Here is a 15,069-nt window from a genome sequence, read left to right as displayed (position 1 = left end):
TTAAAACGTAAAACCTTTCCATTAATAATAAATGACTATTTAAATTCATCCCAATATGTACTTAAATTAAGAGAACATAAGTAATAATATTTATCCAGTTTCATACGGATTATGAATAACGGTAGCGTCTTATTAAGAAACGCTTCCCAACTTGCAGGAGCAAACCACGATGAATAAGCAACCCCATGCCGACGGTTTAAACACGCCTGATGCTCAATCACCTCATACCCTACTGCCTCTTTCGACGGCTCAACGCGGTCAATGGATCGCACAAAAACTGGCTCCCAAAGGTACAGCCTTCAATGTCGCAGAGTACCTTGAAATTCAGGGCGAGTTAAATGTCTTACTCTTTCAAAAAGCCATTAATCAACTGATCACAGAAGCTGACTGCATTCGCTCACAAATTGTCGAAACTGAAAATGAAACGTATCAGTTTATCTCTCAGTCTTACGATGATTACTTCTCTTTGTTAGATATGAGTCATGAGGCCAACCCCATCAACAGTGCTTTGCACTGGATGAAACAAGATTACCTTAAGCCTCTAACGCAAAAAGGTGATCGATTGTGGTTTAGTGCTTTGATAAAGATCGCCGACAACCACTATTTCTGGTATCACCGCTGTCATCATGTCGCATTAGACGGCTTTGGCGGTCATCTGATTACGCAACGTCTATCACACTTATACAATGGGTATTTTTTCCACCGAGAGGTTGAGGATTGTCCCTTTCGCACATTAGAAAGTTTGCTTGAGCAAGAACAACACTACAAAAACAGTAAGCGCTTTAAAGCAGATCGACAATATTGGCTCAATAATCTGCTCCACCTTCCTGAAAGTGTGTCTTTAGCACAACGCATTCGCTCTGATGACCCAAGTCCAATGCGTCGTCAAACCTTGCGTCTATCGGCTGCTCTTTCTGAACATTTAAATCAAATAGGTCAAGCATTTGGTGCCAGTCGACCACAGACTCTTATTGCTTTAGTGGCGGCGTACTTTTATCGCATGACAGGAGCTGATGATCTGGTGATGGCAATGCCAGTCTCCGCCAGAGTGAACGCAATACAAAAAAAAACGCCGGCAATGTTAGCTAATGCAGTACCGATCCGCTTAACGTTTTCCTCATCCATGTGTTTTCAAGAATTATTGGAGCAAACCGCTAAAGTCGTACGACATGCATTACGTCATCAACAATATCGCTATGAAGATCTAAAGCGGGATTTGGGCATGTTATCAGCCAATCAACAGATTGCGTCACTAGGAGTCAATATTGAGCCCTTTGATTACGACGTGAAATTTGGTCATTGTTCGACCACATTACACAATCTCAGTAATGCTATGATCGAAGATCTTACGGTATTTATCTTTGATAGACAGAACGGTTCAGGCCCAAGCATCGAATTTGATGCCAATCCAAAACGTTATACAGATAAAGAGTTGGCCCAGCACTTACAACAGTTTGAACGTTTGATTAAAAGCTTACTAAGCTCAGTAAAACAGCCTATTTCACAAGCGTCTCTATTGAGTGATGCGGAACAACAGGAGATCCTTTATAAGTGGAATCAAACGCACACCAAACTTACTGACAGCAGCTACTTAGAAATGTTCCATCAGCAAGTAAAGCAGCTTGGATTAAGCACAGCGGTCATAGGAGAGGATGGGGATTTCACCTATCAAGCACTCAATTCAAAAGCAGAATATTGGGCTCAACGCCTCATTGATCATGGGGTCATACCCGCTCAATTAGTGGCGGCTTGTCTACCCCGCAATAGCGAGATGCTAGCCGTACTTTTGGGAATCTGGAAAGCGGGCGCCGCCTACTTACCACTCGACCCAGAGTTTCCACAAGACAGATTGGCCAGCATATTAGAAGACGCCGAGCCTGCGTGCATCATCACCAACCACCAAGTCAGTTCTTGTCTACCAGACACAAAGTTTACGGTGTTATATACAGATCAAACAGAGACAACAAAGAGCAACTTATCGGTAAGGCAACGGCCTCAACCAACCAACCCTCATTCACCCGCTTATGTAATCTATACTTCAGGGTCCACAGGACGTCCTAAAGGGGTTGAAATATCCCATCATGCACTAAAAAATTTCTTGCTCGCGATGCAACATGAACTCAAATTCAGTCAGCTAGATCGTTTTTTAGCAGTGACCACCATCTCTTTTGATATTTCGTTGTTGGAACTCTTTTTGCCTATCATGCTTGGCGGTTCTGTGGTCATTGCTACTCGAGATACTGTCAGAGCGCCAGAACGCCTTACCCAGTTGGCAAACGAGTACCAGATCACCTTTATGCAAGCCACGCCCTCATTATGGCAAGCTCTGTTGCCAGAGTTTCAGACACAATGGCACGGCGTGCGAGCATTAGTCGGTGGTGAAGCCTTATCAGGGCAACTGGCTAAACATATGCATGCCTTAGGTCATCCAGTGATGAACCTCTATGGACCAACTGAGACCACCATCTGGTCAAGTGTCATGCCTCTTGAGCATGAACAAGACCTCCAAAGTCCCCCCATTGGTCGCCCCATTTTTAATACTCAAATGTATGTGCTTGATAAAACCATGCAACCCGTTCCCGTTGGCGTCACGGGCGACCTCTATATTGCAGGACACGGTTTAGCATTGGGATATTATAAACGTCCCGACTTAACCGCTGAGCGTTTTATTGATCACCCATTTACCAGCGGTGAAAAGGTTTACATCACGGGAGACAAAGCCAGATGGCGAGAAGACGGTATTTTAGAATATCTAGGACGTGAAGATAACCAAGTGAAAATTCGTGGTTTCCGCATTGAAACAGGAGACATCGAATCAGCTTTAGCGACTATGGCGACCATAGAACAAGCCGTTGTTATGCCGCAAACCTCTCCAACCGGCAGTAAACAACTCGTCGCTTATCTACTTACGGATCTGGCTGAATTAGACATTCATGATATTCGACAGACATTAATCACTAAGTTACCCGACTACATGATTCCGAGTCACTTTATCAGCATAGATGAAATGCCTTTAACGCCGAACGGTAAAATCAATCGAAAAGCACTACCACAGCCCAGTTGGCAAGCGGCAAATCATTATCAAGCGCCACGCAACCACACTGAAGAGATGCTCGCTAACCTGTGGGCAGAAACCCTTGGACTGACCTTAGTGGGTATTCACGACAACTTCTTTGAAATAGGTGGTGATTCCATAACGGCTACTCGTCTTCTGCACAAATTAGAACAAAATCTCGGTATGGATATTCCATTGGGCGTCTTATTTAAAGCGGCGACCATTGCTGAATTGGCGGAGCATTTACAACAAACCTCCCACTGGAACCCACTACAAGCTTTATTGCCTATTAAGTCTTCAGGCGAACATGCTCCTCTGTTTTGTATCCACCCTGCATTAGGGCTGTCTTGGGGTTACGCAGCATTACTCAAGCACCTACCTCAATCCACACCACTGTTTGGCTTACAGTCTCTAAGCTTAACGCAAATGGAGACCAAACCAGAGAGCTTAGAAAACATTGCTGCTCACTACTTAACCCTGATACAAAGTGTACAACCTAAAGGACCATACCAATTATTAGGTTGGTCGTTCGGCGGCTTAGTTGCTCATGCCATTACACGACAATTAGAAGCTCAAGGGGAATCTGTTTCTTTCCTGTGTATGTTAGACAGTTACCCATATAAAACAGGCTATCAGGAGCCCAAAAATGAAGCTGATATTATCAAATCTGCGTTAATATTTTTAGGATACGATCTGAGTAAACTTGAAGCTTTGCCTATCAATAAAGCTGAATTAGCGGCCTTACTCTGGCGTGATTATGACGACTCTTCCATGTCGGTGGTGAAGAAAATACAAGCTAGCCAAGAGGATATTATGAGTCGCATTCAAGCAACCATTGAGCACAATCTAGCACTGGCGAGTCAATATAAAGCTCATACCATCAAGGCAGACATTCTCTTCTTTGCCGCCTCTGACAGCGTTAATGGTTCAATGGAAAAGATACTCGAACACTCTAGCATTGCCTGGCAAAATCGCACAGAAGGTCGTGTTGAAAGTCATCAAATTGCCTGTCGTCATCAGGAAATGTTGGATCCTGCAGCACTTAGCCAAATAGCTCCGATACTGCGTAACCAATTAAACAAAGCTCAGATTAAGCCGCTCAAAAATAAAAAAGACAAATTGCCATAACGAGAAAATACAAACTAATATTTAAGCTGTAAAAAAAAGCGAGGTCTCCGTAACCTCGCTTTTTTATGCTTACTCAAACGCGAACAACAACACTAAAACGTGTTAAACGCTTTGTGGACGAAAGTGTGTCGCATAGGGCGAATTAAGGGGTTAACTCATCACTTAAACAACACCACACAGCATGATTTAAGTCGTCATTGAGCGTTTTGTCTTTAAACTCGTCACCAAATATATACCTAAGCACACTAATATCAACGCCATTAAATTCTTCCATTCGAGAATACTTTCATGCAGAAACACTGCTGACAACATAGTGCCAAACACAGGTACTAAAAAATTAAAAATAGTCACCATACCAATAGGGTTATGCTTTAATAGTACACTCCATAAAGCAAAAGCAACGGAAGACAAGAAAGCTAGGTAGACTAAAATGAGTCCGGCATCAAACGAAAAATGATGAACCTTGCCGCCTGAAGCCGCCCCCAATATCAGTAACACCAATCCTCCAATGGTTAACTGCCAGGCTGTCATTTGCATCGGATCCATAGACTGTGAAATTTTTTTGCCGTAAATTGAGGCCGCCGCCAGAATAAAAGCGGCAAAGATAATTGCCCCCTCTCCCGCTAAACTGAAGTCAAATGTCAGTAAAGAATCACTAAAATTCACCATAAAAACACCACAAAATCCCAATAAACACCCTAGTACTTTGCGCTGACTGAGTCTGTCATTGGTATAGATAAAATGGGCTAAAATGACACTAAAGAATGTGCCCGTGGCATTCATAATGGAAGCCTTTACGCCTGTGGTAAACGCTAAGCCGATATAAAAAAAAACGTACTGAAAGCTAGTTTGCATAACACCTAGAAGACTAACCTGACGGAATTTATACCATTGAAAGGTTTCTTTTTTTCGCCCTATCACTTCAATCAAGACGAGCAAAAACACACCCGCCAACAAAAACCTTAAACCAGCAAATACCATTTGCGACACGATGTCGTTTGCCTCAATTTGCCACAATGCATAGCCTGTTTTAATAGCTGGATAAGAACTACCCCAAAGAAATGTACAAATTACCGCTGAGACAAAGACTACTGATCGACGAATAAAAAAATCATTTGCAAACACATTCACTTCCTTATAAAACATAGTATGAAAACAAAAAAACATATTATGAATTATTTTGCAGACATTAAAAAGCCCCGCATAGCGAGGCTTCTCAAAAAGCGATAAAACGACTAAGTACGTTTCATTGCAAACAAGCCATAAGCAGCAACGACTAGGAAACAAACAGCGGGCACCACATAGGATACCGTTGCACTGTAAGCGTCAATTGTCGCGCCTTGTACCAATGGCATAATCGCGCCACCTAGAATAGCCATAACCAAGCCAGCTGATCCGAACTTAGTATCGCCACCTAGGCCATTCAAAGCGACCCCATAAATAGTTGGGAACATAAGAGATAAGCAAGCTGAAATAGACACAATAGCCCAAACGCCAGATACATTTGGCGTCAATACAGCATACAAGCACAATACGGTGCCTGTCGCTGCCAGTAAGCTAAGCAATAATGCCGGACGGCAGAAGCCCATCAACCAAGTCATCACAAAACGAGAAATTAGGAAAATGATCAAGCTGTACTGTAAGTAATCAGCCGCACTCGCTTCCGTACCTCCAATCGCTTCCTGAACATATTGGATAGTGAAAGTCCAAGTACAGGTTTGCGCTGCAACGTTAAAGAATTGAGCAACCACACCCCAGCGATATTGTGCATTGCCAAATAAACGTCCTAAGGTGGCAAAAAAATCAATTTTAGTCGCTTCTTCACGATAACCCGCACCAGATTCATTCGCTTTTGGCACTCGAATAAAGAACACCAAGATCCAAATCAACATAAGCACAAAAGCCATACCAACGTAAGGTGTCATAACCCCTGTTAACTCTTCTGCTTGAATGCTCTTAAGCATCTCTGGCGCCATGCTAGCACGTTCTTCAGCTGTCGCTGTATTTAGCTTTGGCAAAATCAAAGTCGCCGCAAGAAAAACACCGATGTTGGTCCCTACTGGGTTAAAGGCTTGCGCTAAATTCAAACGACGTGTCGCAGTAGCTTCCGGCCCCATTGCCATAACAAACGGGTTAGCAGACGTTTCTAGAATAGACATACCTGCCGCCATAATAAATAGAGCGGCTAAGAAAAACCCGTAGGTCATAGAAGCACTGGCAGGATAAAAAGCCAACGCGCCCACAATCGCCAAGCCAAGACCGCTTAACACACCCGCTTTATATGAATAACGTGCATTGATAAAGGCTGCAGGAATCGCTAAGCAGAAATAAGCACCATAATAAGCAAATTGCACTAAGGCCGATTCGAAAGTACTCATAGTAAAGATTTTACTGAATACTTTTACCAGAGGATCGGTCATATTGGCCGCCACACCCCAGGCTGCGAAGCAGGTAATCAATAAAATAAAGGCCAGTTTCATATTGCCATACACGAACTGGTTAGAAACATTTTCTTGGATCACTGAGTTTTGATTTTTCATAAAGCAACAACATCTATATTTATAGTTAGAAGACAGACTGTCATCAGAAAAGGCTTTCCGCAGCTGTCAGACATTGATAATGATGCTCAAATACCAAAAATTCACGTCACTTTATCATTAGAAAAAATGACACGACTTTTGGTACTCGCAGTATCAAAATTTGGTGCAGGATCCTACCACCAAGCGTGACAAAAAATGACCGAAATGACGAAAACTTGCATTAAACACAAACATTTAACTTTTTCTTGCCCAGTTCATTAACATAAATGAAATATTCGTGACGCAACATTCACTATAGCTGACCAATCTTAGCAACTAAACAAAAATTAAGAGTAAAAGGAGCTGGCCTTAGCACTCATGTTAAACTGAGCAAAGCATCACGTCCCCCAATCACTGACAAGGCAAACACTGATTATGACCAGCAGTAACGTTAAGAAACGCTACCCTCGCCCACCAATGAGCTTAATTGTGCAGAATATTGACGGGTATCATGTCGACATTTATTTGGGAGGATCTGTTGGTGCAGCGGATCATCAGCTTCACCAGCAATACAATATTAAGGTGATTTTTAACTGCGCCGTAAATCTCGACATCGACTTTGCCAGCACAACCGACCACAAACATCAGCCACCTTTGCTGAACTTTGGTACTGGTCATGTGCGTTACTATAAAATTGGCTTAATCGATGGTCCTGGAAATCCGCCAGAAATGCTACTGTCTGGATACTATTTACTGCGCGCGGCCTTACGCCAACGTATGCCGGAAAAAGCCTCATATCCGATTAAGGAGCAAGGTAACCTTTTAATCCACTGTCGGGGTGGAAGAAGCCGTTCTGTGGCCTTACTCGCGCTGTTTTTACATCTAGAATACCCACAGATCTACCCTAGTCTGCAATCAGCCATTGATTTAATCCGTGACAAACGAGCATTACACCCAGATGAATGGCATGAAACCCCAAAACCAGCTTTGATTAACGCTGCAGAACAAGCCGCGTTGATCGCCAAACATTTACAAAGCATGATCCCCTAATTCCTTGCACTGCCATACTGTCATTAAAATCAAGCGATTTTGTTATTTGTTTGCACGGCTTGTCGCTTTAACCTTGCTATGAATAAAAATAATAGGAGGACTGCATGCAAGGTAAAGTGCAAATCAAAGTCAGAGGCTATCATCTCGATATTTTTCAACATGTTAACAATGCCCGCTATTTGGAGTTTTTAGAAGAAGGTCGCTGGGCCTTTTTTGATGAATTCGATGTCGGCGATGACATGCTAAAACAAGGTATTGTGTGGGCAGTGGTGAATATTAATATCAACTTCAAAGCGGAGGCAGGATTTGGGGATGTGCTGGAAGTCGAAACTCAATTTGCCAAATTAAGCAATCGTAGTATCACAATGAAACAGCGTATCGTGAATGCCAGCAACAAAAAACTGGTGGTGGAAGCAGACGTCACTTATGTGTGTTTTTCAAAAGAACAGCAAGCGGCCATTCCTCTGCCAGAAGACTATCGCCAAAAAATCGAACTGGCGATTGTTTGAAGCTTTTCAAACTTCATATTAAGGCCCATAAAGCATTGTGCACAATTGGGCCTTTATCCTCCTCAATTAAGCATAAAACTACCTGATTTAGCGAAAAACACATTCCAAATCAGATAGTTGAAATAAGCTCACCATTCACCTGAGAACACATCAGTTGTGCTCATCAAAGCCGCCTTTTAAGCTTGCCTCATTCAACACCCAGTAGGGGTGAAATCATGATAATTCTGCTGTTCACAAGAAGGTTAAAAGACACCATGAAACTACTAAACAAAGCGTATAAATTTCTCTTTACCGAAGCCAAGCTTGAGCGATTCCCAAATCCTAATAGCCCAGCCTCCTACATCAATTGGAGCGGTGTTGAGACAACAAACTGGTTGGCCTAAATCAGCGATCGAGCACTCTTGTTTTTAACAGTTTCAGGACGGGACATTTTTTAATAAAAAGCCCCTGTGCAAATGCAAAGGGGCTTTTTCGTTAAAAGAAAAAATAGCTAAACAAACCCATTACCAAGAGAGTGTTACTTTCTCGCCGGTATCAAATGACTTCTGCGCCGCGTCAGCCAAAATCTGAGCACGACGACCATCCTCAAAACTTGGAGAGACAGAGCGCTTCGCCAACACATTCTCTATGAACGAAGTTAGTTGTAGGTTATACGCCGCACCATAGCGATCAATAAAGAAGTTAAACAGTGGATCTTTCACACCGGTTGTATCCGTGTTGTAGCGCACAACAGAGGTTGGTGTTTGATTCTCAGAAATCACCATACCTTCAGAACCAAATACTTCAACCCGCTGGTCATAACCGTAAGCAGCACGACGTGATCCATTAATGTGAATCAAGCGACCAGATTGGCTCTTCATAATCACCATGACACTATCAACGTCACCAATTTCAGTGATTTTTTCGTCTACCAAGGCACTTCCAAAGGCTTGGATTTCCACTATTTCTTCACCCAAGACAAAGCGAGCCATGTCAAAGTCATGGATAATCATGTCACGAAAAATACCACCTGAGGATTTCAAATACTCCACAGGCGCCATACCTGGATCACGGCTACTGATGATAACTTGCTCTAGTTTACCAACACTACCATCATGAGCGGCTTTGGCTGCTGCATCATGGCTTGGATCGAAACGACGATTGAAACCAATTTGAATCGGCACATTGCAATCTTTGATCTCTTCCATACAAGCATTAACGGTCGCTGTATCCAGATCAATCGGTTTCTCACACAGAATCGCTTTACCCGCTTTTGCCGCTTTGATGATCAAATCCACGTGCGTGTCAGTACTGGTCGCGATCAATACCGCATCCACTTCTGGATCCGCTAAAACGTCATCAACGCTGACCGCCACTTCCGCACCAGTGGCTTTTGCTACTTCTTGTGCGGCTGGTGCATACACATCATAAACGTATTTCAAATTTGAATGCGCGAACGCCTGAAGGTTTTGCGCATGCATCTTGCCAATACGACCCGCACCAAATAAAGCAAAATTCAACATAGTGAAATCCTTAAGTTATTTTTATTCAATCAACCATTATTTACTTTTTTATCGCGTTCTATGATCCATTCATGATCGGGGTCATTATGAAAGATCCAGTTACGACTAGGTCCTGCCATGACATTCAGATAGTAAGACTGATAACCATGAGGAACGCCCACAGGATGGTAGCCTTCTGGCACCATTACCAAGTCCCCATCTTCCACCGCCATGGTTTCATCAATGCTGCGATCGTCTGTATAGACACGCTGAAAGGCAAAACCTTGAGGTGGATCTATCTTGTGGTAATAAGTTTCCTCTAACTGAGTTTCCGCTGGCGCTGCGTCGGTATCATGCTTGTGAGGCGGGTAGCTAGACCAACCACCACTAGGTGTGATCACTTCACACACTAACAAACTATCAGCAGGTTCATTACCAAACAAAATATTGCAAACGTGGCGCGTATTACTCGCCACACCACGGGTTTCGTACTGACACTGATCAGGACGAATCAATTTAGCCCCATGGCCACCTTTGCCTGGCGCTTTGCAAAACGCCACTTCCACATCGGTCAGCGCCTCAATAGCAATTTCATCTTGAGCAGGCGCATACACCGCATAAGGAGCTTTTTGATCAAACACACTCATGCGATCACCAATGTCATCCCAGGACTCATTCTGAGTGCGCGCATTCGCCTTACCACTCAAAATCACCGCGCAAACTTCGTCGCTGCCGGTCGCAAGGCTAACTGACTCACCTGCTTTTAGCTGATGAGCCTCAAAGCCAACATACTGCCAATTGGCACTGGCTGGCGTCACCAACTGAGTTTGTGACTGCCCAGCCTGTTGACGCTTTTTACTGAGTAAACGTGACATAGTGCTTCCCCTCGTAAAACATTACTTCATGGTTGGCATAGAGAATTCTGGCCCTGCACGAAGCCCTGTTGGCCAGCGCGCTGTGACGGTCTTCATACGAGTGTAAAAACGTACGCCATCTGGACCATGCATGTGTAAAGGACCAAATAAAGAACGCTTCCAACCACCGAAACTGTGGAAGGCCATTGGCACAGGAATCGGTACATTGACGCCGACCATGCCCACTTGTACTTTCTCAGTGAACTGACGTGCAGTATCACCATCGCGAGTAAAGATGGCCGTACCATTGCCGTATTCGTGTTGGTTGATTAAAGCCAAACCTTCTTCGTAAGAATCGACGCGAACCACAGACAACACTGGGCCAAAAATCTCTTCTTTGTAAATTCGCATATTCTCTTTCACATGGTCAAACAAGGTTGGTCCAACAAAGTAACCCTGTTCATGATTTTTGCGGACAAACTGACGACCATCCACGACCAAGGTCGCACCCTCTGCTTCCCCTGATGTGATGTAATCACGTACTTTCTGAGCATGCTCTTTACTGATCAGCGGTCCCATGTGAGGCTCTTCTTCTAGACCAAACTGTTTATACAGACCAGGACCAACTGTCATGGTCGAAATCTCTTGCTGCAATTTCGCAATCAAGTTATCCGCCACTTCATCACCAACACAAACCACCACTGAGATTGCCATACAACGCTCACCCGCAGAGCCGTAAGCCGCGCCCATCAAGGAATTCACTACTTGATTCGGATCCGCATCAGGCATCACCAACATATGGTTTTTTGCACCACCAAGGGCTTGAACTCGTTTACCATGAGCGCTGGCTGTCGCATAAATGTATTCTGCGATGGGCGTAGAACCCACAAAGCTCACCGATTGAACACGCTCGTCTGTTAGCAAAACATCAACCGACTCTTTATCGCCGTTCACCACATTAAACACACCATCAGGTAAACCAGCTTCTTTCAACAATTCCGCCAAACGCATAATGGTGCTTGGGTCTTTTTCGGATGGTTTCATCACAAAAGTATTACCGCAAGCAATCGCCACAGGGAACATCCACATTGGCACCATGGCTGGGAAGTTAAATGGACTGATACCAGCGCACACACCCAGTGGCTGCATCAAACTGTAGCTGTCTACACCACGACCCACATTTAAACTGTGTTCACCTTTTTGTAGATGTGGAATACCGCAAGCAAATTCCACGACCTCAAGACCACGAGTCAATTCACCTAAGGCATCGGAATATACTTTACCGTGTTCACTGGAAATCAACTCCGCCAATTCACGACTGTTCGCTTCTACCAATGCTTTAAACTTAAACAACACTCGGGCACGATTTAGCGGTGTCACCTGAGACCAAGTTTCAAAGGCAGTTTGCGCGGATGCAATCGCTGCTTCCGTCTCAGAAACCGTACTTAACGACACCTGCAACGATACATCACCAGTAGCAGGATTGAATACATTAGCCTGACGAGCTGAGGCACTCGCGACAAACTGATTATCAATAAAATTACCCATCAGTGTGTTTGAACTAGACATAAACCTTCTCTCTTTCATTCATCAATTCGGTAAACAGAACACCTTTTTGGCGCTCCCTGTTGTTTATTATCAGCTTGTGTTAAATCGCAAACCCTGCTTGTTGCAGATTGCTCGACAAGTACTTATATCCCATGGTGGCATAGGTTAGCGGATGCGCAATCGCAGGATCCTGCTCAGCTTCCACCACAATCCAACCTTGATAATCGACGCTTTTTAACACATCGAAAATCGGGGCATAATCTATGCTGCCGTCACCTGGTACGGTGTAAACACCATCTAATACGGCATTTAAAAACGCACTGTCACGGTTTAGATTGTCCTTTAAGATGCTTGGACGAATATCCTTACAATGCACATGAACAATACGTTGAGCATGTTTCTTCGCCATTTCCAGAGGATTACCACCCGCAAAGGTGATGTGACCTGTGTCTAATAGCAACCCAACATTATTGCCCGTCATGGCCATCAATTTGTCCACTTCTTCAGCGGTTTCAATGACAGTGCCCATATGATGGTGATAAGCCAATTTAACACCTTGCTCGGCCATGTAATCCGCCACTTGGGTAATACGCTTAGCGTATTCAACCCATTGCAGCTCAGTCATACCTGGACGCTGTGACAAAGGAGCAGACTGATCACCGTGAATGCAATTAGTGACTTCGGCAAACACCATGACATCAGATCCTAGTGCTTTAAGCAGGTTTAAATGATCTTGCATGGCGGCAATTTCTTCTTCCACACTACGCTCCATTAAACGCGCGCTGTACCAGCCTGACACCAAGGACAAGTCATGTTTTTGCAGAATTGGCCCAAGTACCACAGGGTCACGTGGGAATTTATTACCTAATTCGATGCCACTGTAGCCGGCTTGGCGGGCTTCACTCAAACACACTTCCAAAGGCGTATCAGCCCCCAATGAAGGCAAATCATCATTTGTCCAAGTCAGCGGATTAATGCCAATTCGAACGTTAGAAGCAGCTACTGCGTTGTTATTTTTGTTCATCTGATTGCATCCTAAATCGTTTCAATGATTAATAAGGCTGTTTTTGTTTCGCAACTTGATAGTGACGCTCAGCATCCACTACTTGCTGTCTACTCGATACCTCTGGTACGGCCACATCCCACCAAGCACCACCTTCTTGTGTACTTGGCATAGGGTCAGTATCAATGGCGATTACATAAGTTTTGTCACTGGCTCGGGCACGCTCTAACGCGGCGTCCAATTCGGCCAAACAAGCGACCTGCTCGGACTCAGCACCTAACGCTTTGGCGTGTGCCGCAAAATCGGTTTTTGGCGCACCGGCTTCCACCGTATGACAGTCTTGTAGTAGGTTGTTGAACGACTCACCACCACAGGCATTTTGCAAACGGTTAATGCAGGCATAACCACGGTTGTCCAACACCACTATGGTGAGTTTCAAACCCAGCATGACTGAGGTCGCGATCTCAGAATTGAGCATCAAATAGCTACCATCACCAACCATCACAATCACGTCACGCTCAGGTGTGGCCATTTTCACGCCCATGCCACCAGCAATTTCATAGCCCATGCAAGAGAAGCCATATTCCACGTGATAACCCAAGTCATCCGAAGTACGCCATAACTTATGTAGCTCACCTGGCAGACCACCTGCCGCTTGCACTATGGTGGTATTAGCTTGTGCCTGACGATTGATGACGCCAATGACGTTGGCATCAGTAGGCAAATAAGCGGTATCACTCGCCTGTTGTGGCAAAGCTGTCGCCTTGTCTACAGCGGCTAACCAAGCTTTATTCCAGTCCATGACTTGCGTTTGCCATGCCTGATCACTCTGCCAAGCAGACAAATCCGCTTGCATCTCTTGTAGGCTGGTTTTCGCGTCCGCCACCAATGGCAAAGCATTGTGCTTTTCCGCATCAAAAGGCGCAGTATTGAGACTCAACAAGGTGCAGTCTGGATTGGCAAACAAGGTACGAGACGCCGAGGTAAAGTCTTGCAAGCGAGTGCCCACGGCAATGACCAAGTCGGCTTCTTGCGCTGCCGCATTCGCCCCACTGGAGCCCGTCACACCGACTGAACCCAAATTCCATTGATGATCCCATGGTAAAGCGCCCTTACCCGCTTGCGTTTCACAGGCTGGAACGCCATGTTTTTCAACGAAGGCTTTGATTTCTGGCAAAGCGTCACTGTAATGCGCACCACCACCTATCACCATCAAAGGTTTCTTTGCTTGCTTAATGGCCTCAATCGCATTAGATAACTGTTGTACATCAGCACGATTGCGACGCAACCCATGTACTTTTTTAGCGAAGAAGCTAAGCGGATAATCGTAAGCCATGGCCTGCACGTCTTGCGGCAAAGCAAGGGTGGCTGGACCACATGAAATCGGATCCAACATAGTATTGATCGCCACAGGCAAACTGGTAATGAGCTGCTCAGGACGATTAATACGATCAAAGTATCGTGACACAGGGCGGAAACTGTCGTTTACCGACATACTTGGATCATTGAAATGCTCTACTTGCTGAAGCACAGGATCTGGCGTTCGCGAAGCAAACACATCACCTGGTAAGAACAACACAGGTAGACGGTTAGCCATGGCCAAACCCGCTGCCGTTACCATATTCAACGCACCGGGGCCGATCGATGTGGTACAAGCCATAATACGCTGACGTCTATGTTGTTTAGCATAGGCACAAGCGGCTAGCGCCATGCCCTGCTCATTGTGCGCACGATAAGTGGTAAATTCTTCTTTAACTTGCGCCAGCGCTTCCCCGATCCCAGCCACATTACCGTGACCAAAAATCGCCCAAGCACCGCCAAATAATGGCACTTCTTTACCATCAATCACTGTGTATTGCGCTTGCAAATGCTTTACCAAGGCCTGTGCCATGGTCAAACGAATTGTTTCCATTTTTTGCCTC

General features: G+C 44.7%; 11 protein-coding genes. 4 read left to right on the top strand and 7 right to left on the bottom strand.

Translation table 11 applies throughout. The annotated features are described in order from the left end of the window. Nucleotides 1-169 precede the first annotated feature (169 nt). A complete protein-coding gene (locus tag ACHUFM_RS04450; protein ID WP_394179960.1) occupies nucleotides 170-4,183 on the top strand; it encodes an amino acid adenylation domain-containing protein in 4,014 nt (1,337 codons plus the stop codon). 186 nt (nucleotides 4,184-4,369) lie between these two features. Here ACHUFM_RS04450 and ACHUFM_RS04445 read toward each other — a convergent pair whose 3' ends face one another. Both ACHUFM_RS04445 and fucP read right to left on the bottom strand, forming a co-directional pair. After that, nucleotides 4,370-5,308, bottom strand: coding sequence for a DMT family transporter (locus ACHUFM_RS04445; protein ID WP_394179958.1), 939 nt, complete (start codon nucleotides 5,306-5,308; stop codon nucleotides 4,370-4,372). Between the two features lie 110 nt (nucleotides 5,309-5,418). Continuing rightward, entirely contained in the window at nucleotides 5,419-6,723 is a 1,305-nt protein-coding gene (gene fucP, locus ACHUFM_RS04440; RefSeq protein ID WP_394179957.1) for an L-fucose:H+ symporter permease, read from the bottom strand. Nucleotides 6,724-7,137: 414 nt separating this feature from the next. Here fucP and ACHUFM_RS04435 point away from each other — a divergent pair, with 414 nt between their 5' ends. The 3 genes from ACHUFM_RS04435 to ACHUFM_RS04425 all read left to right on the top strand — a co-directional run bounded on the left by ACHUFM_RS04435 (nucleotide 7,138) and on the right by ACHUFM_RS04425 (nucleotide 8,644). Continuing rightward, nucleotides 7,138-7,752: a protein-tyrosine phosphatase family protein gene (locus tag ACHUFM_RS04435; RefSeq protein ID WP_394179955.1), complete on the top strand. Its 615-nt coding sequence runs from the start codon at nucleotides 7,138-7,140 to the stop codon at nucleotides 7,750-7,752. Between the two features lie 104 nt (nucleotides 7,753-7,856). After that, on the top strand, nucleotides 7,857-8,261 hold the full coding sequence (locus ACHUFM_RS04430; RefSeq protein WP_394179953.1) for an acyl-CoA thioesterase: 405 nt from the start codon (nucleotides 7,857-7,859) through the stop codon (nucleotides 8,259-8,261). 215 nt (nucleotides 8,262-8,476) lie between these two features. Beyond that, nucleotides 8,477-8,644, top strand: a complete 168-nt coding sequence (locus ACHUFM_RS04425) for a hypothetical protein (RefSeq protein ID WP_394179951.1) — start codon at nucleotides 8,477-8,479, stop codon at nucleotides 8,642-8,644. A gap of 120 nt (nucleotides 8,645-8,764) precedes the next feature. On the opposite strand, the gene iolG is transcribed toward ACHUFM_RS04425, so the two are convergent. From iolG to iolD, 5 genes are all read right to left on the bottom strand, one after another. Then, nucleotides 8,765-9,763, bottom strand: a complete 999-nt coding sequence (gene iolG / locus ACHUFM_RS04420; RefSeq protein ID WP_394179949.1) for an inositol 2-dehydrogenase — start codon at nucleotides 9,761-9,763, stop codon at nucleotides 8,765-8,767. A gap of 29 nt (nucleotides 9,764-9,792) precedes the next feature. Then, nucleotides 9,793-10,617, bottom strand: a complete 825-nt coding sequence (iolB, locus tag ACHUFM_RS04415) for a 5-deoxy-glucuronate isomerase (RefSeq protein WP_394179947.1) — start codon at nucleotides 10,615-10,617, stop codon at nucleotides 9,793-9,795. A 21-nt stretch (nucleotides 10,618-10,638) separates the two neighbouring features. Then, complete coding sequence (locus tag ACHUFM_RS04410; protein WP_394179945.1) at nucleotides 10,639-12,165, bottom strand: CoA-acylating methylmalonate-semialdehyde dehydrogenase; 1,527 nt, start codon at nucleotides 12,163-12,165, stop codon at nucleotides 10,639-10,641. A gap of 79 nt (nucleotides 12,166-12,244) precedes the next feature. Continuing rightward, complete coding sequence (iolE, locus tag ACHUFM_RS04405; protein ID WP_394179943.1) at nucleotides 12,245-13,168, bottom strand: myo-inosose-2 dehydratase; 924 nt, start codon at nucleotides 13,166-13,168, stop codon at nucleotides 12,245-12,247. Nucleotides 13,169-13,196: 28 nt separating this feature from the next. Further along, nucleotides 13,197-15,059: a 3D-(3,5/4)-trihydroxycyclohexane-1,2-dione acylhydrolase (decyclizing) gene (gene iolD / locus ACHUFM_RS04400; protein ID WP_394179941.1), complete on the bottom strand. Its 1,863-nt coding sequence runs from the start codon at nucleotides 15,057-15,059 to the stop codon at nucleotides 13,197-13,199. Between the last annotated feature and the right edge of the window lie 10 nt (nucleotides 15,060-15,069).

Source organism: Marinomonas posidonica (genome assembly GCF_043643765.1).
In the GTDB taxonomy this organism is placed as follows: Bacteria; Pseudomonadota; Gammaproteobacteria; order Pseudomonadales; family Marinomonadaceae; genus Marinomonas; species Marinomonas posidonica_A.
Note: the sequence above shows the minus strand (reverse complement) of the source record. Positions and strands in the feature narration are given on the sequence as shown.